The sequence below is a fragment of the Novosphingobium hassiacum genome, assembly GCF_014196055.1.
Classification (GTDB): Bacteria; Pseudomonadota; Alphaproteobacteria; order Sphingomonadales; family Sphingomonadaceae; genus Novosphingobium; species Novosphingobium hassiacum.
In genome coordinates, this window is sequence record NZ_JACICY010000001.1 from 245,124 (window position 1) to 259,914 (window position 14,791).

A 14,791-nucleotide genomic window follows, 5' to 3' on the forward strand; every position below is an offset into this window, starting at 1 on the left:
CGTCAGGCGATGAACGCCATGACCGCCATAAAGCAGGCGCAATAGGCGATCAGGAAATCGCGCAGATCCTGCATCGTAATGCGCTTGAGATCCACCGGCTCGGACCGGATGTCAGCCTCCCGCAGTCGCTCCTCGGCGCGGCGCATCGCCGCGATCACTTCGGGTTCCAGTTTCGGCAACTCGCGCAGGACGTGCGTCGGCAGCGAAGCCCGGAACGGATGGCGGGCGGTGCCATAGGCGGCAGTAGCGAAGCTGGGCGACCTGTTCATCATCTAAGCTTAACGCTTTATTCACCATTCGGAACCCGCCGTGGCGGCGTTTCTCAACGCCGTTCCAAGCCGGGACAATTCAGGACCCACAACGAAAAAGGCCGCCCCCGAGGGAGCGGCCTTCAACGGTTGGATTAGGTGTCCGGGGTCAGACGTCGTCGCCCAGAGCGCCCTTGACCTTGCCCTTTACCTGCTGAGCCTCGCCCTTGCGTTCCTGGGCCTTGCCCTCAGCATTGAGGCTCGCATCGTCAGTCGCCTTGCCAATGGCCTGCTTTGTGTTGCCGGCAGCTTCGTTTGCCAGACCCTTGGCGCGATCGGTAAGTTCACCCATGGCTGTCATCCTTTGATGTTGTACTTGAATGAAAAACCACGCAACCGACGCATCGTTCCCTCAGTTCACCCCAGCCATCTCAAGGATCAGCGCCCACTCGGTGGGACGCACCGCGCCGACCGAGAGCCGCGAAAGCCGGATCAGGTCCATCTCGACCAGCGCGGGAGTCGCCTTAATCTCCTTGAGCGTCACCGTGCGCGGCAGCTTTTCGACGGGCTTCAGCTTGACCGCCGCCCACTTACCCTCGGGATCGCTCGGATCCGTCAGCCCACCCACGGTGATCACCGCAACACCGACGATCTCGATGCCGATGTTGGAGTGGTAGAAAAACGCCAGATCACCCGGCTGCATGGCGCGCAGATTGCGGGCGGCAAGGTGATTGCGCACGCCATCCCAAGTACCTTCACCCTCTGCGACCAGGTCATCCCAGCCGTAAACATCGGGTTCGGATTTCATCAGCCACAAATTGCGACCAGTGGTGTCGGTAATGTCGATTTTGGTCATGAAACCCTGCACAAAGCGGTCTAAAGCGCCTCCATAGCGCCAATCTGTGCAACTGGAACACCATGTCTCTCGAAACTCTCCCGGTCATTTCGCTCACTTCCGATCCCCAGAGTCTTTCGCGCGAGCTTGGCGACAGCTTCGAGACATTCGGCTTCGCGATGGTCAGGGATCACGGCATCGATCCTGTGCTGATAGCGCGTGCCTGGGACCTCACCGCGCAATTTTTCGCATTGCCGGAAGCCGAGAAGCGGACGAATCATCTGGCGGGACAAGGTGGCGCACGTGGGTACACGCCGTTCGGCACCGAGATCGCCAAGGGCGCAGAGCATCGCGACCTCAAGGAGTTCTGGCATGTCGGCCGAGACCTGCCTGCGGGACATCCGCTGTCGGACTCGATGCCGCCCAACGTCTGGCCCGACCGCCCCGATCATTTCCGCGAAACGTTCGAAGCGCTCTACGCCCAGTTCGACGTAGTCGGCGCGCGGATCCTGTCGCGCATCGCAGTCTGGCTGGGGCTTGACGAACACTGGTTCGACCCTGCGATCGAAGACGGCAACTCGGTCATGCGTCTGCTCCACTACCCGCCCGTGTCCGACAACGCAGCCGGATCGATCCGCGCAGGCGCGCACGAGGACATCAACCTGATCACGCTCCTGCTTGGTGCCGAGGAGGCCGGCCTCGAACTCCTCGCCAAGGACGGTCGCTGGATCGGCGTTTCGCCACCTGAAGGCGCGATGGTCGTCAATATCGGCGATATGTTGCAGCGGCTGACCAACCACGTCCTGCCCTCGACCACGCACCGCGTCCGCAACCCGGCGGGCGAGCGCGCGCAGCACAGCCGCTATTCAATGCCGTTCTTCCTGCACTTGCGCAGCGATTTCCCGATCGAGACGCTGCCCGGCTGCGTAACCGCGCAGAACCCGGATCGCTATCCCACCCCGATCACCGCCGACGAATACCTGCAGGAACGGTTGCGCGAAATCGGGCTGAAGAAATAGCTGCTCCCCCGCGAAGGCGGGGCCCTCAGGCCGCATCATACAACCTCACGAGGTCCCCGCCTCCGCGGGGAAGCCAACAATATTGCAAGCACAAAACGAAAAAGGCCGCCCGAAGGCGGCCTTTTCAACGAGTGGATGGTGGAGCCTAGCGGGATCGAACCGCTGACCTCCTGCATGCCATGCAGGCGCTCTCCCAGCTGAGCTAAGGCCCCATTCCCATCAGGCTTGCGCTGGAGTGCAAGCCGACCCGGCGGTCTATCTCGCCGGGAGCCGCGCCTTTAAGGAAGGCTCATCGGGCTGGCAAGATCAATTTTGTCCGACCGGACTTTTTGTCCCCCGGGCACCAGCCCGGGGACACAAAGATCAGACCTCGTCTTCGTTACCGTCATGACCCGGAACGCCGAGATCGTCGTCTCCACCAAGGTCGACGTCATTGTCGGGCGAATCGCCGTCCTCGTCGATGTCGAGATCTTCATCAGCCAGATCGACGTCAGGCGCGACATCGACCTTTGCCTTCTGCACCTCCTCGTAAGGAATCGGCTGCTTGGATTTCAGCACCGGCTCGGCGGTCCAAGCGTATTTGCATTCCACACAGGTGATCGGGTCATCCTTGCCCAGATCGTAGAAGCGGGTGCCGCACTTCGGACAGCTGTGCTTTGCGCCCCATTCCGGCTTGACCATGAAACTTCCTCAAGACTGGCCCGATGTCAGCAGATTGAGACCGGGCGGAAAACTGCACACTTGATGGGTCCGCTGATCCGCGGAATCAAGAGAGCGCGCGCCTTGCCATAGGCGCGCCACGCTGTCAAAAGCCGCGCGCTTTTACCCTGCTTTTCGCCGCGAAAGTTATTGAACCCCGTGTCTTCCCACGATTCCACCACGATGCGCCCTCGCCGCTTCACTGCATCGGCCCCGTTAACGGGCCGCATGGCGGTGCCGGGCGATAAATCGATCAGCCACCGCTCGGTGATGCTCGGCGCGCTGGCCGTGGGCGAGACCCGCATCACCGGCCTTCTCGAGGGCGAGGACGTGCTGTCCACCGCTGCCGCCATGCGTGCGATGGGCGCGACGATCGAGCGGGACTTGAACGGCATGTGGCACGTCCACGGTGTCGGAGTCGGCGGGCTACTCCAACCGCAACAGGCGCTCGACATGGGCAATTCGGGCACTTCAACGCGTCTGCTGATGGGTCTTGTCGCCACGCACCCGATCACTGCCACATTCGTCGGCGATGCCAGCCTGTCCAAGCGCCCGATGGGCCGCGTAATCGATCCGCTCTCGACCATGGGCGCAGACTTCACCGCTGCGCCCGGAGGCCGCCTGCCGCTCACCTTGCGCGGCATCTCGCCCGCCGTCCCGATCGAATACCGCCTCCCCGTCGCCTCGGCACAGGTCAAGAGCGCAATCCTTCTGGCGGGGCTCAACACGCCCGGCATTACCACCGTCATCGAACCGGTCCCCACGCGCGACCATTCCGAACGGATGCTGCGCGGCTTCGGCGCGGAATTGACGGTCGAGATTGATGGCGACGGCACGCGTGTGATCCGCGTACGTGGCGAGGCAGAACTGCGCCCCCAGAACATCGTCGTCCCCGGTGACCCGTCGTCCGCCGCGTTCTTTGTCGTCGCCGCGCTGCTGGTCGAAGGTTCGGACCTTGTGGTCGAGAATGTCGGCCTGAACCCCACCCGCGCCGCCCTGTTCGACGTGCTGCGCGCGATGGGCGGCAGCATCGAAGAACTCGACCGCCGTGACGTCGGCGGTGAACCCGTCGCAGACTTGCGCGTCCGCCATTCGCAGCTCATCGGCATCGACGTCGATCCCGCGGTGGTCCCCAGCATGGTAGACGAATTCCCCGTCCTGTTCGTCGCCGCCGCGCTGGCAAGGGGCCGCACCGTCACCACCGGTCTCGAAGAACTGCGCGTCAAGGAATCCGACCGCATCAGCGCCATGCACGCTGCACTCACTCTGGCAGGCGCCAGCGTCACCGAAACGGAAGATGGCCTGATCATCGACGGTACCGGCGGTGACCTCCTGCCCGGAACACCCGATGGCGCAAGCGTGGTCACCCACCTCGATCACCGCATCGCGATGGCCATGGCAGTCGCAGGGCTAGTCAGCCGCAACGGCGTCGAAGTGGACGACACCCGCCCCATCGCCACCAGCTTCCCGGTGTTCGAAAGCCTGCTCGCTCAAGTCAGCGGCAACGCATGACTGAAACCCTTGCCAATGTCGCCGGTTTCATCGGCATGGCCTGCATCATCTTCGCCTACGCCTATACGACCAAACTCGAACGCCCCAACCCGTTCGTCCAGCACGGCGTGAACCTTGCGGGCGCGGTGCTGCTGACGATTTCGCTGCTGGTCCACATGAACCCCGCCTCGTTCGTCCTCGAATTCTTCTGGATGGCCATCGCGATCTGGGGTCTGGTCAAAGCCTTTCGCGCACGGAGCACCGGCCAGTGATCATTGCCGTCGACGGCCCCACCGCATCAGGCAAGGGCACCATCGCCAAGGCCCTCGCCGCCCACTTCGGCCTGCCCCACCTCGACACCGGCCTGCTCTATCGCGCGGTCGGCAGGCAAGTGTTCCTGTCAGGCGGCAATCCCGATGACGCCGCAGATGCGCTCGCCGCCTGCGACTTCGCCGACGCCGTCCTGGCTGATCCGGACCTGCGCACCGAGGAAACCGGCGGCTATGCCAGCCGCGTCTCGATCCACCCCCCCGTCCGCGCCGCCCTCCTCGCCCGCCAGCAGGCTTTCGCGAACCAACCCGGCGGCGCAGTCCTCGACGGCCGCGACATAGCCACCGTCATCGCCCCCCACGCCGACGCCAAACTGTTCGTCACCGCAAGCGTGAGCGCGCGGGCGATGCGGAGGTGGACGGAGATGAAAGGGCTGGGTCTAGACGTGGACCGCACGGAAATCGAAGCGGACCTGGAAGCGCGGGATGAGCGGGACCGGAACCGCGCGGAGGCTCCGCTGCGGCAGGCTGAGGGCGCGGCGCTGTTGGATACGTCGAATCTGACCAAGGAAATGGCGGTGGCGACGGCGATTGCGCTGGTTGAGAAGCAGGCGAACTAGCGTTGCATTTTTCGTAGTTTAGATCAAACAGGCGATACGTTTCGCGGAAAAGTAAATAGTGCAAGGTCGATTGTGGGCCGATTACTTTGTGTGCCATACTTCGAGCGAGGACAACGCCGTTCAGTGCGCACGTCAGGGACTTTGGGGAATTTTGTGGCAATTTCGGAAGCCGACATAAAGCTTCTATGGGGTAGATCTGCAGGAATGTGTTCCCGCCCGGGCTGCGGTGTGGATCTCACGTGCTTACCAGAAGGGAAAGACGCGTATACCGTCGGTGAAATGGCACACGTTATTGCCCGCTCGATCGCTGGACCACGAGGCCGAGCAAAAGGGGGGGACGACAGCTACGCAAACTTGATTTTGCTTTGCCCAACAGATCACCGGCATGTCGACAAAGCTCCAGATGGCGAGTTCCCGATCGAACTCTTGCATAACTGGAAAATGATCCATGAAAGGCGTATCCGCGCACTTGGGTCAGAAAACAAATTTGAGAAGGTTGAAGAGCTTTCTAAGGCTGTTCGCACAATTCTTGCAAAAAGCCATGCCATCTGGAACGCTTTTGGCCCCAGATCCGAAGCTGCAACTGCCGATCCAAACTCTAATATGTACGACATCTGGGAATTACGGCGAGCCGATACCATTGTTCCAAACAATCGTACGATCATTAACATGATTAATGCTAACGAGGTACTTCTAGACCAGAAGCAAATGGAAGCATTTGCTCTATTCTGTGTTCATGCCGAAGCTTACGAAGCCCATGTTCGCAGCCCTTTAGACGCCTACCCAACCTTCCCTAAAAGTTTTGAGGAAGCTTTTGCCTATGAGTGAGAACGGCACTAACGAGTATGATGTCACTTATGGCAGGATTATGTTTCTTCAAAAAATCATTATTGGTCATGATAATGTTAAATCATTTTCCAGACATAGTGACCTTGTTTTTGATGTGGACCGAATAAAACAAAATGACACAATACAAATTGTCTGTGTCGACGAATATTCATTGTCTGAATCTCTAACGCGAAAAATCATCTCAGATTTTCCGGATGTTGATATCATTTTCGTGGGTGGTAAATGGAACAATCCTACGGGTGACTCCCTCGCTGTATGCAAACCAAAAAAGATCGGGATCTTTAACGCAGGAAGCATAAATGCAGCGATTTCTAAGACCCAATATTGGCGATAGAATTTCCAGATTTAAGACAGCAGCCCGGATAGCCGCATACGAATGCTCGCAGATTAGGTCGATCTGGGGGTTTGGCTCTGCCTTCAGGCTAGGTTCTTTTGCTGACATCGATTTAGTTATTGTAATTTTCAGACGCCCGCGAACACATCAAGAGGACGCTTCTCACGCTAAGAAGGCTATGGCAAATGCCATCCCTAGTTGGAATGTTCCGCTCCACATCTTAGTCTTAAGTGAACGTGAGATGCGACGCTGTCCATTACGTGACATGCGTTCATTGATTCCACTTTGTGATCCACGGAAGCGGACATTTTGTTGAGGCCACCTAAGCTTACCGAGCTGTTCCAAGCAAATTTCCCCCGCCATTTCCCTTGCTTTCTGCGGCCTTCAGGCCTAAGGGCCGCCGATCCTGTGGGCGTTCATGCGCCCCGTGGATACCCCGCCATGGCACACGGCCCGGCGGGTACTGCGGCCCTTTTTGGCCCACGTGTCGCATGGTGCGGCAGGTGGAGGAAAGACCGGCGGATACAACCGCCAGGCCGGTAACATCGTTACAGGAAGCTCTCTAATGGCTACCAATCCCACGCGCGACGATTTCGCCGCGCTGCTCGACGAAACGCTTGGCGGAGCCGCCAACGGTGGCTTTGAAGGCCGCGTCGTCAAGGGCACCATCACCGCAATCGAAAACGACAAGGCCGTCATCGACGTCGGCCTCAAGAGCGAGGGCCGCGTTGCCCTGCGCGAATTCGCATCCCCCGGACAGCCGCACGGCCTGTCGGTCGGTGACGAAGTCGAAGTTTACGTCGACCGCGTCGAGAACGCTGACGGCGAAGCGATGCTGTCGCGCGACCGCGCCCGCCGCGAAGCCGCATGGGACAAGCTCGAGAGCGAGTTCGGCGAAGGCAAGCGCGTCGAAGGCGTGATCTTCGGCCGAGTCAAGGGTGGCTTCACCGTCGATCTCGACGGCGCCGTGGCCTTCCTTCCCGGTTCGCAGGTCGACATCCGCCCCGTGCGCGACGTCACCCCGCTGATGGACATGCCGCAGCCGTTCCAGATCCTCAAAATGGATCGCCGCCGTGGCAACATCGTCGTCTCACGCCGTGCCGTTCTGGAAGAGACCCGCGCTGAACAGCGTTCGGGCCTGATCATGAACCTCAAGGAAGCGCAGATCATCGACGGCGTGGTCAAGAACATCACCGATTACGGTGCGTTCGTTGATCTGGGCGGCATCGACGGCCTGCTCCATGTTACGGACATGAGCTACAAGCGCGTCAACCACCCGAGCGAAGTCATCGCCATCGGCGATACCGTCAAGGTGCAGATCATCCGCATCAACCAGGATACCCAGCGCATCAGCCTCGGCATGAAGCAGCTGGAATCGGATCCGTGGGATGGCGTTGCTGCCAAGTACCCGGTCGGCGCAAAGCTGCACGGCGTTGTCACCAACATCACCGAATACGGCGCATTCGTCGAGCTGGAAGCTGGCATCGAAGGCCTCGTCCACGTTTCGGAAATGTCCTGGACCAAGAAGAACGTCCACCCCGGCAAGATCGTTTCGACCAGCCAGGAAGTCGACGTGCTGGTTCTCGAGGTCGACAGCGACAAGCGTCGCATCAGCCTCGGCCTCAAGCAGGCTCAGCAGAATCCTTGGGAAGCGTTCGCTGACAAGCACCCGGTCGGTTCGACCGTGGAAGGCGAAGTCAAGAACGCCACCGAATTCGGCCTGTTCATCGGTCTGGACGGCGACGTCGACGGCATGGTCCACATGTCGGACATCGCTTGGGGCATCTCGGGCGAAGACGCTCTGGCGCTGCACCGCAAGGGCGAGGAAGTCTCGGCCGTGGTTCTCGACGTCGATGTCGAGAAGGAACGCATCAGCCTCGGCATGAAGCAGCTCGAAAAGGGTGCTCCGGCAGCCGGCGGGACTTCGGAATCCTCGGCAGGCGCACTGCGTCGCGGTGAAGTCATCACCGTCACTGTCCTCGAAGTCCGCGATGGCGGCCTCGAAGTGCAGGCTGGCGAAGACGGCGCGACGGGCTTCATCAAGCGTTCGGACCTTGGCCGCGATCGCGACGAACAGCGTCCTGACCGCTTCCAAGTCGGCCAGAAGCTCGACGCCATGATCACCGGCTTCGACCGTTCCAAGAAGCCAAACTTCTCGGTCAAGGCGCGTCAGCTCGCCGAAGAGAAGGAAGCTGTGGAACAGTACGGCTCGTCCGATGCCGGTGCATCGCTGGGCGACATCCTCGGCGCGGCCCTCAAGGCCAAGCAGTAACAATCAACTGGCGTCCCCGCGAAGGCGGGGACCTCAGGAGGTTGCCTTACTACGCCCGAGGCCCCCGCCTTCGCGGGGGAGCGAGCTACACAAAGGCCCGTCCGGAGCGATCCGGGCGGGCTTTTTCGTTTGACCGCGAAGGCATTCGTTCCCATCCTGTTCCAACGAAGAGGAGAGAGTCGATGGCCAACGCACTGGTGTTCTACACAAACCCGCAATCGCGCGGGCAGATCATCCGCTGGATGCTCGAAGAAGTCGGCGCGCCGTACGAAACGCAGATTCTCGACTACGCCTCAACCATGAAGGCTCCTGAATATTTGGCGATCAACCCGATGGGGAAAGTCCCGGCTATCCGCCATGGCGATCAGATCATCACCGAATGCGCGGCGATCTGCGCCTATCTCGCCGACGCGTTCCCCGAAGCTGGACTGCTCCCCGCGCCTGCAGATCGCGGTGCCTATTTCCGCTGGCTGTTCTTCGCCGCCGGGCCGATCGAGGCCGCATTCACGGCGAAGGCGGTCGGATGGGAAGTGCCGGCTGACAAACAGGGTATGGTCGGGTTCGGCAATTTCGATCTCGCGATCGATACGATCGCCGGTGCGGTTGATGGGAAAGCCTTCATCGCGGGCGACCGCTTCAGCGCCGCCGACGTCTATGTCGCCTCGATGCTCGATTTTCTGATCGCCTTCGGGATGTTGCCGCCCCGTCCCGCGTTCGACGCCTACCTTGCGCCCTTGCGCGAGCGGCCCGCTTATCACAGGGCCAAGGAAATCGACGCAGCACTGATGCCAAAGAGCTAATACAGGACGCGCCATGCTTCAGATCCACCAGTTCCCCTGCCTGTCCGACAACTACGGATTCCTCGTCCACGACCCTGCCAGCGGCGAGACGACGTGCATCGACACGCCCGATGCGGAAGCGTACTTGCGCGAGGCGGAGGCGCAGGGCTGGACGATCACCCAGATCTGGAACACCCACTGGCACCCCGATCACGCGGGCGGCAACGAGGCGATCAAGGCCGCAACCGGTTGCACGATCACCGCACCAGCGACCGACGCTCCCAAGATCGCTGCGGTCGATCGCACCGTAACGCAGGGCGACACCGTCACCCTCGGCTCGTTCACTGCAGACGTCATCGATGTCGGCGGCCACACGCTCGGCCACTGCGCCTACTACCTGCCCCAAGCCGCGACCGCCTTTGTCGGCGATGCGCTGTTCCCCCTGGGATGCGGTCGCATGTTCGAAGGCACGCCCGATCAGTTCTGGGCCAGCCTCTCGCGCCTCAAGGCCCTGCCCGCCGCCACCACGCTCTACAGCGCCCATGAATATACCCAGTCCAACGCCCGCTTCGCGCTCCACGCCGATCCGGACAACGCGGCACTTGAATCCTACGCCGCCAAGGTCGATGCCCGTCGCGAGCTTGGCCAATGGACCGTGCCGACGACGCTCGAAGCCGAACTCGCCGCCAATCCGTTCCTGCGCGCCGATTCGCCTGCGCTGCAGGAACGCTGGGGCGGAAACTCTCCGCCTGAGACGTTCGCCGCCCTGCGCGCCGCCAAGGACACTTTTCGCTGACGCCGTTCGTGCTAAGGCAGGCGCGGACCCGGGGGAACAAGCGCGAATGCCGAGCGACAGGAAGATCATTCGCGTAACGTCGTTCGACGTCGCCGAGGCAGCGGGCGTCAGCCAGTCGACGGTCAGCCGCGCGCTGGCAGGCGACGCGTCGATCAGCGAGCCCACTCGCCTCCGCGTGACCGAGGCCGCGCGCCGTCTCAATTATCAGGTCGATGAAAACGCCGCCCGTCTGCGTCGTGGCCGCACCGGCACGATCGCGCTCGTGATGATCTGCCGCGAGGGTCAGGATCGCAAGGACATCAACCCGTTCTACTTCTCACTGCTCGGCAGCATCTGTGCGGCGGCATCCGCACGCGGCTACGAGACGCTCGTCGCGTTCCAGGACAAGGCTGAGAACTTCTGGGGCCACTTTCAGGAACGCCGCAAGGCCGACGGCATGATCGTCATAGGTACTACCACCAACACGGCGGCGTGGGACTATTTCCGCGAACTGCCACAGGGCACGCACTGGACCTGCTGGGGCTCGCCCGACAACACGATGCCATGGGTGCGGAGCGACAACCTTTCGGGCGCGACGCTTGCCACCCGCCACCTGCTCGTACGCAATTACACACGCATCGTGTGCATCACGTCTGCCACCTCACCGCAGCGCCAGTTCCAGGAACGCTACGAGGGCTATGCCGAGGCGATGCGCCAAGCCGGCCACGAACCCCGCCTGATACAGGTCGAATCTGGCTTGGCCCGTGAAGAACAGGGCCGCCGCGCTGCCATCGCACTGTGCGACAGCGGAGAGCCGTTCGACGCGATCTTCGCGGTCTGTGATGAAATGGCGCTCGGCGCGCTCAAAGAACTGACCGCGCGGGGCTATTCGATTCCCGATCAGGTCGGCATCATCGGCTTCGACGGCATCCGCGCCGGCGCCTGGTCGACCCCGCCCCTGACCTCCGTCGAACCCGATTTCCAGATGGCTGGATCACTGCTGGTCGAGCAGTTGCTTGCAAAGATCAACGGCACCGAGGGCTCGGGCCGTCGCGCTCCGGTGAAGTTGCTGGTCCGGGGATCGACCCGGGCGTGACTGCCTAACAAAAACCCCTCCCGGCGCGAACCGGAAGGGGCTTTGATCTATTCGCTTTGAACAGCGTTCAGGCGGTCAGTTCACCAACCCGGAAATCGCGCCATCGACCAGCGCCTTGTCGGCCCCAGCAGAATGGTTCTTAGCAATCAGGTTGCGTGCAGCGGCAGTCGCGGTTTCGGCAGCCTTGGCGCGCAGGTCATCGACCGCAGCGCGTTCGGCGGCACCGATCTTGTCTGCCGCCATCTTCTCGCGACGGCCGATCATCGCAGTGGCATCCATTTCGGCCTTGGCGACGATGGCCGAAGCCTCCGTCTTCGCATGGTCGAGCATGGCCGCCGCGTCCTTTTCGGCATTCGCGATCTTAGCGGCGTATTCCGCGCGCAGCTTTTCGGCTTCGGCGCGGAGCACCTTGGCCTCGTCGAGCTGCTTGCGGATCGAAGCGATCTGCTTGTCCAGTCCGCCGACGACAACGCCGGGAACCTTCTTCCAGACAAGAATGCCAAGGAACACGACCATCGCCAGAGCCGCCCAAGCACCCGGGCCAAGGCCCAGCGCGGAAGGCTCGACGTGGTGCTCCACACCGCCGGTTTCGTGTTCGACGACTGCGGTCGTCGCGACAGGATTAGCCATGAGCGAGAACTCCCTTCACGGCGGCCTGCGCCTCGTCGGCGGGGATCGTCAGGCCGGCTATGCGGCTTGCGATATCCTGCGCGGCTTCGGCGGCAACGCCTTCGACTTCACCCAGCGCGGCAACGCGGGCAGCTTCGATGCGCGTTTCGGCGGCGGTCAGTGTTTCGTCGATACGGGCCGACGCGACGGCAAGCGTCGCTTCGGTCGCCTTGGCTGCATCAAGCTTGGCGGCAGCGATCAGGGCTTGCGCCTTGGCACGCTGCGCGTTGGCCTGGACGCGCCATGCCTCTTCCTCGGCATCGGCGGCGGCTCGTGCAGCTTCCGCAGCGGCAAGGTCGTCGGCGATCTGCTTGTCGCGGTCATCCATCGTGGCCATGACCTTGGGGACCATGCCCCGGCCGATCACGAAAAAGATGATGCCGAAGAACACCAGCAGCCAGAAGACCTGGCTGGCATAAGTGGCGGCAAGCTGTTCAATCTGAGGCATCGCGGTTGTCCGGGCGTCAGGCGGCCGGGGCGGACCCCGGCCAGCATTTCAACAATCGATGAGCTTCGTTACGCCTTAGGCGACGAAGATCAGGATCATCGCGACGACGAACGACAGCAGGCCGAGAAGTTCAGCAGCTGCGAAGCCGATGAACAGACGACCCTGCTGGCCGTCAGCGGCGCCAGGGTTGCGCAGCGCGCCTTCGAGGAACTTGGCAAACACGTTGCCAACGCCGAGCGAGGCAAGACCAGCGCCGATTGCAGCGAGACCGGCTCCGAGCAGCTTTGCGCTTTCTGCGTCCATGATAAAACTCCTTCTTCTCAAGTCTGTATGGGACATAAGTCCCATGTGTCGGTGGGTTTACGAGGTAATCAGTGAAGGTTCTCGGCGTCGTTCAAATAGACGCAGGTCAGCAGGGCAAAGACGTAAGCCTGAATGCCCGCAACCAGAAGTTCGAGTGCGCAGATGCCGATCATCAGCAGGAAGCTTGGTACTGCGGCCAGAAAGAAGATGCCGGGGCCTGCGTTCGTGCCCGAAATGACGAAGCCTGACAGCACTTCGAGCAGCACGTGCCCGGCCATCATCGCTACGAACAGTCGCAGGCCAAGGCTGAACGGACGCACCATGAACGAGATCAGCTCGATCGGGAAAATGATCGGAATCATCGGCACGGGCGTGCCATGCGGCACGAACAGCGAGAAGAAGTGGAAGCCATGCTTGGCAAAGCCAACGCCGAGCACGATGGCAAAGCTCATGATCGCGAGCACGCCGGTGACGGTGAAATGGCTGGTGGCGGTGAACGGGTGCAGCCCGATCAGCGCCAGCGGCATCAGGCCCAGCATGTTGGCGAACAGAATGAATGCGAACAGCGAGAACACGTAAGGCAGGTACTTGCGACCGGCCTTGCCGATGTTGGCCATCAGCAGGTTGTCGACGAAGCCGGTCAGACCTTCGACCGCCATCTGCCAGCGACCGGGGACCAGTTCACGCTTCGATCCACCCGCGACGAACACGAGCAGAACCACCGTGGTGATCGCCATCCACAACGCAGAGTTGGTAAAAGCGATGTTGTAACCGCCGATAGCCCAGTGATCGGTGCCAAACAGGCTCTCGATCGTGAACTGGTGTACCGGATCGACCTTGCCTTCGGCCACGCGCAAAACCCCGTATCGCTCGAATACAACAACAGCGCCCTTATTCGGGGCGCCGGCTCGAAATTCGGATGATGTTCCGGAACGCCACGACGATCCCCATGAACAACATCACCAATAACCCCCAGGGGTTCGTTCCCGCAACCTGGTCGATGACCCAGCCGATGAACGCGCCGCCTGCAAGACCCCCGATCAATTCCGCCAGCACGCGGTTACCCAAGCGATAGTTCGCATCGGTTTCCCCGCCTGCCTTTGGCCGGTTGCGCTCGTCTTCAAGCTCTCGAAGGGCTTTCAGCCGCTTGTCGAGCGCGTCGATCCGCGCATCCTCGCCGATGGGCTCGGTCCCGGACGGTTCGTCATTCATGCCAGTCCCCTGTCAGTTGCCCGACGATAAGTGCAGCACAAACGACGGATGGCCGTCCAGAGCGCCGCCCCCTTAGGCGGGGGGTCCATGCGAGTCAACCGCCGGGGGCATCCTCCGACTCGCCTTTCGCCGCAAAACCAAACGCCATCCCTCGCGGCTGCGAGAAATGGCGGATATGCGTTGGTGTTTCGTATGCGAAAGTGCGTTTACGGACAACGCGAATCGCGCATTGGCGGTCCGTCGCCGCGGGTCTGCCATGACCCGTCAGGTGCCTGATACTTCTCGCCCGGCCGGGTTTGCGCGATCAGCAGGCATCCCGATGTCAGCGCATATTCCTCGACGGTCGCTCTGTTAGCTTGCGCCTTGGTGGCATAGACCGCCTTGCGCTTGATGTTGACGTCTTCGACCACCGCGCGCAGCGCCGGGCTCGGCGGCACGACATAGCCGAGATAGCCGTCCATCTTCTCGCCGACAGTGCCGGCAGCACGCGCGGCCGAGTATGCGGGATCGCGTGCTTGCGCCTGCGCCACGCCGGGCAACACCGCGCCGAGCATCAGGGCCATCGCAGCTACCGATCCCAGGTTCTTTCGGAACGCGGTACTAGTCATCGTTTTCGTCCTCATATCCCGGCGCATCAAAAGATGTCCGGGTTGTCGCCGATCGTGTTGCCCGCGTCAGCCGCGAGCCGGTACACGACCTCCTGCTTGATGTTGATGTTAAGCTCGATGACGATGGGCTTGTCCGGTGCCTTGACCGAAATGCATCCCCCCACGCCAAAGCTTGCCACCAACGGCAGCGCAAGCAGGCAACGCCGCCACAATCGTGATTTGCTATCCCTCATGCGCAAGACGGTCGCAGGAACGGCAGATCGGG

Annotated in this window: 21 protein-coding genes and 1 tRNA gene; 10 read left to right on the plus strand and 12 right to left on the minus strand. The window is 61.6% G+C overall.

All coding sequences use genetic code 11. The annotated features are described in order from the left end of the window. Nucleotides 1–2: 2 nt before the first annotated feature. From GGQ88_RS01280 to GGQ88_RS01290, 3 genes are all read right to left on the minus strand, one after another. A complete protein-coding gene (locus GGQ88_RS01280) occupies nt 3–269 on the minus strand; it encodes a hypothetical protein (RefSeq protein ID WP_183611210.1) in 267 nt (88 codons plus the stop codon). A 148-nt stretch (nt 270–417) separates the two neighbouring features. Continuing rightward, nucleotides 418–600 (minus strand): CsbD family protein, encoded by a 183-nt coding sequence (locus GGQ88_RS01285; protein ID WP_183611211.1) that lies wholly within the window; start codon nt 598–600, stop codon nt 418–420. Nucleotides 601–660: 60 nt separating this feature from the next. Next, entirely contained in the window at nt 661–1,104 is a 444-nt protein-coding gene (locus GGQ88_RS01290) for an EVE domain-containing protein (RefSeq protein ID WP_183611212.1), read from the minus strand. Between the two features lie 62 nt (nt 1,105–1,166). On the opposite strand from GGQ88_RS01290, the gene GGQ88_RS01295 reads away from it, so the two are divergent. Next, nucleotides 1,167–2,102, plus strand: a complete 936-nt coding sequence (locus tag GGQ88_RS01295; protein WP_183611213.1) for an isopenicillin N synthase family dioxygenase — start codon at nt 1,167–1,169, stop codon at nt 2,100–2,102. A gap of 136 nt (nt 2,103–2,238) precedes the next feature. Here the strand turns inward: GGQ88_RS01295 and GGQ88_RS01300 are convergent. After that, nucleotides 2,239–2,314 (minus strand) — tRNA-Ala (locus GGQ88_RS01300). Between the two features lie 151 nt (nt 2,315–2,465). Then, the gene (locus tag GGQ88_RS01305; protein WP_183611214.1) at nt 2,466–2,783 is read right to left on the minus strand and encodes an FYDLN acid domain-containing protein; all 318 of its coding nucleotides are present in this window, start codon (nt 2,781–2,783) and stop codon (nt 2,466–2,468) included. A 201-nt stretch (nt 2,784–2,984) separates the two neighbouring features. On the opposite strand from GGQ88_RS01305, the gene aroA reads away from it, so the two are divergent. From aroA to GGQ88_RS01350, 9 genes are all read left to right on the plus strand, one after another. After that, nucleotides 2,985–4,313, plus strand: a complete 1,329-nt coding sequence (gene aroA, locus GGQ88_RS01310; RefSeq protein ID WP_183611914.1) for a 3-phosphoshikimate 1-carboxyvinyltransferase — start codon at nt 2,985–2,987, stop codon at nt 4,311–4,313. Then, nucleotides 4,310–4,564: a CBU_0592 family membrane protein gene (locus GGQ88_RS01315; protein ID WP_183611215.1), complete on the plus strand. Its 255-nt coding sequence runs from the start codon at nt 4,310–4,312 to the stop codon at nt 4,562–4,564. The genes aroA and GGQ88_RS01315 overlap by 4 nt, the downstream gene beginning before the upstream one ends. Next, nucleotides 4,561–5,181: a (d)CMP kinase gene (cmk, locus tag GGQ88_RS01320; RefSeq protein WP_183611216.1), complete on the plus strand. Its 621-nt coding sequence runs from the start codon at nt 4,561–4,563 to the stop codon at nt 5,179–5,181. Before GGQ88_RS01315 ends, cmk begins: the two co-directional genes overlap by 4 nt. Nucleotides 5,182–5,460: 279 nt before the next feature. Continuing rightward, nucleotides 5,461–6,009 carry an HNH endonuclease family protein gene (locus GGQ88_RS01325; RefSeq protein WP_221214452.1) on the plus strand — a complete coding sequence of 183 codons (549 nt, stop codon included), beginning with the start codon at nt 5,461–5,463 and terminating at the stop codon, nt 6,007–6,009. After that, nucleotides 6,002–6,364, plus strand: a complete 363-nt coding sequence (locus tag GGQ88_RS01330; protein ID WP_183611218.1) for a hypothetical protein — start codon at nt 6,002–6,004, stop codon at nt 6,362–6,364. Before GGQ88_RS01325 ends, GGQ88_RS01330 begins: the two co-directional genes overlap by 8 nt. Nucleotides 6,365–6,929: 565 nt before the next feature. Continuing rightward, the gene (gene rpsA / locus GGQ88_RS01335) at nt 6,930–8,636 is read left to right on the plus strand and encodes a 30S ribosomal protein S1 (protein WP_183611219.1); all 1,707 of its coding nucleotides are present in this window, start codon (nt 6,930–6,932) and stop codon (nt 8,634–8,636) included. Between the two features lie 182 nt (nt 8,637–8,818). Next, complete coding sequence (locus tag GGQ88_RS01340; RefSeq protein ID WP_183611220.1) at nt 8,819–9,436, plus strand: glutathione S-transferase family protein; 618 nt, start codon at nt 8,819–8,821, stop codon at nt 9,434–9,436. 13 nt (nt 9,437–9,449) lie between these two features. After that, the gene (gene gloB, locus GGQ88_RS01345; RefSeq protein ID WP_183611221.1) at nt 9,450–10,211 is read left to right on the plus strand and encodes a hydroxyacylglutathione hydrolase; all 762 of its coding nucleotides are present in this window, start codon (nt 9,450–9,452) and stop codon (nt 10,209–10,211) included. A 46-nt stretch (nt 10,212–10,257) separates the two neighbouring features. Beyond that, nucleotides 10,258–11,286 (plus strand): LacI family DNA-binding transcriptional regulator, encoded by a 1,029-nt coding sequence (locus GGQ88_RS01350; protein WP_183611222.1) that lies wholly within the window; start codon nt 10,258–10,260, stop codon nt 11,284–11,286. 75 nt (nt 11,287–11,361) lie between these two features. Here the strand turns inward: GGQ88_RS01350 and GGQ88_RS01355 are convergent, their stop codons facing one another. From GGQ88_RS01355 to GGQ88_RS01385, 7 genes are all read right to left on the minus strand, one after another. Then, on the minus strand, nt 11,362–11,916 hold the full coding sequence (locus tag GGQ88_RS01355) for a F0F1 ATP synthase subunit B family protein (RefSeq protein WP_183611223.1): 555 nt from the start codon (nt 11,914–11,916) through the stop codon (nt 11,362–11,364). Further along, nucleotides 11,909–12,403: a F0F1 ATP synthase subunit B family protein gene (locus GGQ88_RS01360; protein WP_183611224.1), complete on the minus strand. Its 495-nt coding sequence runs from the start codon at nt 12,401–12,403 to the stop codon at nt 11,909–11,911. The genes GGQ88_RS01355 and GGQ88_RS01360 overlap by 8 nt, the downstream gene beginning before the upstream one ends. 75 nt (nt 12,404–12,478) lie before the next feature. Continuing rightward, nucleotides 12,479–12,706, minus strand: a complete 228-nt coding sequence (locus GGQ88_RS01365; RefSeq protein WP_133719913.1) for a F0F1 ATP synthase subunit C — start codon at nt 12,704–12,706, stop codon at nt 12,479–12,481. A gap of 68 nt (nt 12,707–12,774) precedes the next feature. Beyond that, nucleotides 12,775–13,557 carry a F0F1 ATP synthase subunit A gene (locus GGQ88_RS01370; protein ID WP_183611225.1) on the minus strand — a complete coding sequence of 261 codons (783 nt, stop codon included), beginning with the start codon at nt 13,555–13,557 and terminating at the stop codon, nt 12,775–12,777. A 40-nt stretch (nt 13,558–13,597) separates the two neighbouring features. Then, complete coding sequence (locus tag GGQ88_RS01375) at nt 13,598–13,918, minus strand: AtpZ/AtpI family protein (protein WP_183611226.1); 321 nt, start codon at nt 13,916–13,918, stop codon at nt 13,598–13,600. A gap of 206 nt (nt 13,919–14,124) precedes the next feature. Further along, nucleotides 14,125–14,526 carry a YdbL family probable chaperone protein gene (locus GGQ88_RS01380; protein WP_183611227.1) on the minus strand — a complete coding sequence of 134 codons (402 nt, stop codon included), beginning with the start codon at nt 14,524–14,526 and terminating at the stop codon, nt 14,125–14,127. 26 nt (nt 14,527–14,552) lie between these two features. Continuing rightward, complete coding sequence (locus GGQ88_RS01385) at nt 14,553–14,759, minus strand: YnbE family lipoprotein (RefSeq protein ID WP_183611228.1); 207 nt, start codon at nt 14,757–14,759, stop codon at nt 14,553–14,555. Nucleotides 14,760–14,791: the final 32 nt, after the last annotated feature.

Bases quoted from the DNA above. Each gene is read 5' to 3' on its own strand.
- GGQ88_RS01280 (WP_183611210.1), bottom strand. From the start codon at position 269: ATGAACAGGTCGCCCAGCTTCGCTACTGCCGCCTATGGCACCGCCCGC.
- GGQ88_RS01285 (WP_183611211.1), bottom strand. From the start codon at position 600: ATGGGTGAACTTACCGATCGCGCCAAGGGTCTGGCAAACGAAGCTGCC.
- GGQ88_RS01290 (WP_183611212.1), bottom strand. From the start codon at position 1,104: ATGACCAAAATCGACATTACCGACACCACTGGTCGCAATTTGTGGCTG.
- GGQ88_RS01295 (WP_183611213.1), top strand. From the start codon at position 1,167: ATGTCTCTCGAAACTCTCCCGGTCATTTCGCTCACTTCCGATCCCCAG.
- GGQ88_RS01305 (WP_183611214.1), bottom strand. From the start codon at position 2,783: ATGGTCAAGCCGGAATGGGGCGCAAAGCACAGCTGTCCGAAGTGCGGC.
- aroA (WP_183611914.1), top strand. From the start codon at position 2,985: ATGCGCCCTCGCCGCTTCACTGCATCGGCCCCGTTAACGGGCCGCATG.
- GGQ88_RS01315 (WP_183611215.1), top strand. From the start codon at position 4,310: ATGACTGAAACCCTTGCCAATGTCGCCGGTTTCATCGGCATGGCCTGC.
- GGQ88_RS01325 (WP_221214452.1), top strand. From the start codon at position 5,461: ATGGCACACGTTATTGCCCGCTCGATCGCTGGACCACGAGGCCGAGCA.
- GGQ88_RS01330 (WP_183611218.1), top strand. From the start codon at position 6,002: ATGAGTGAGAACGGCACTAACGAGTATGATGTCACTTATGGCAGGATT.
- rpsA (WP_183611219.1), top strand. From the start codon at position 6,930: ATGGCTACCAATCCCACGCGCGACGATTTCGCCGCGCTGCTCGACGAA.
- GGQ88_RS01340 (WP_183611220.1), top strand. From the start codon at position 8,819: ATGGCCAACGCACTGGTGTTCTACACAAACCCGCAATCGCGCGGGCAG.
- gloB (WP_183611221.1), top strand. From the start codon at position 9,450: ATGCTTCAGATCCACCAGTTCCCCTGCCTGTCCGACAACTACGGATTC.
- GGQ88_RS01350 (WP_183611222.1), top strand. From the start codon at position 10,258: ATGCCGAGCGACAGGAAGATCATTCGCGTAACGTCGTTCGACGTCGCC.
- GGQ88_RS01355 (WP_183611223.1), bottom strand. From the start codon at position 11,916: ATGGCTAATCCTGTCGCGACGACCGCAGTCGTCGAACACGAAACCGGC.
- GGQ88_RS01360 (WP_183611224.1), bottom strand. From the start codon at position 12,403: ATGCCTCAGATTGAACAGCTTGCCGCCACTTATGCCAGCCAGGTCTTC.
- GGQ88_RS01365 (WP_133719913.1), bottom strand. From the start codon at position 12,706: ATGGACGCAGAAAGCGCAAAGCTGCTCGGAGCCGGTCTCGCTGCAATC.
- GGQ88_RS01375 (WP_183611226.1), bottom strand. From the start codon at position 13,918: ATGAATGACGAACCGTCCGGGACCGAGCCCATCGGCGAGGATGCGCGG.
- GGQ88_RS01380 (WP_183611227.1), bottom strand. From the start codon at position 14,526: ATGACTAGTACCGCGTTCCGAAAGAACCTGGGATCGGTAGCTGCGATG.
- GGQ88_RS01385 (WP_183611228.1), bottom strand. From the start codon at position 14,759: ATGAGGGATAGCAAATCACGATTGTGGCGGCGTTGCCTGCTTGCGCTG.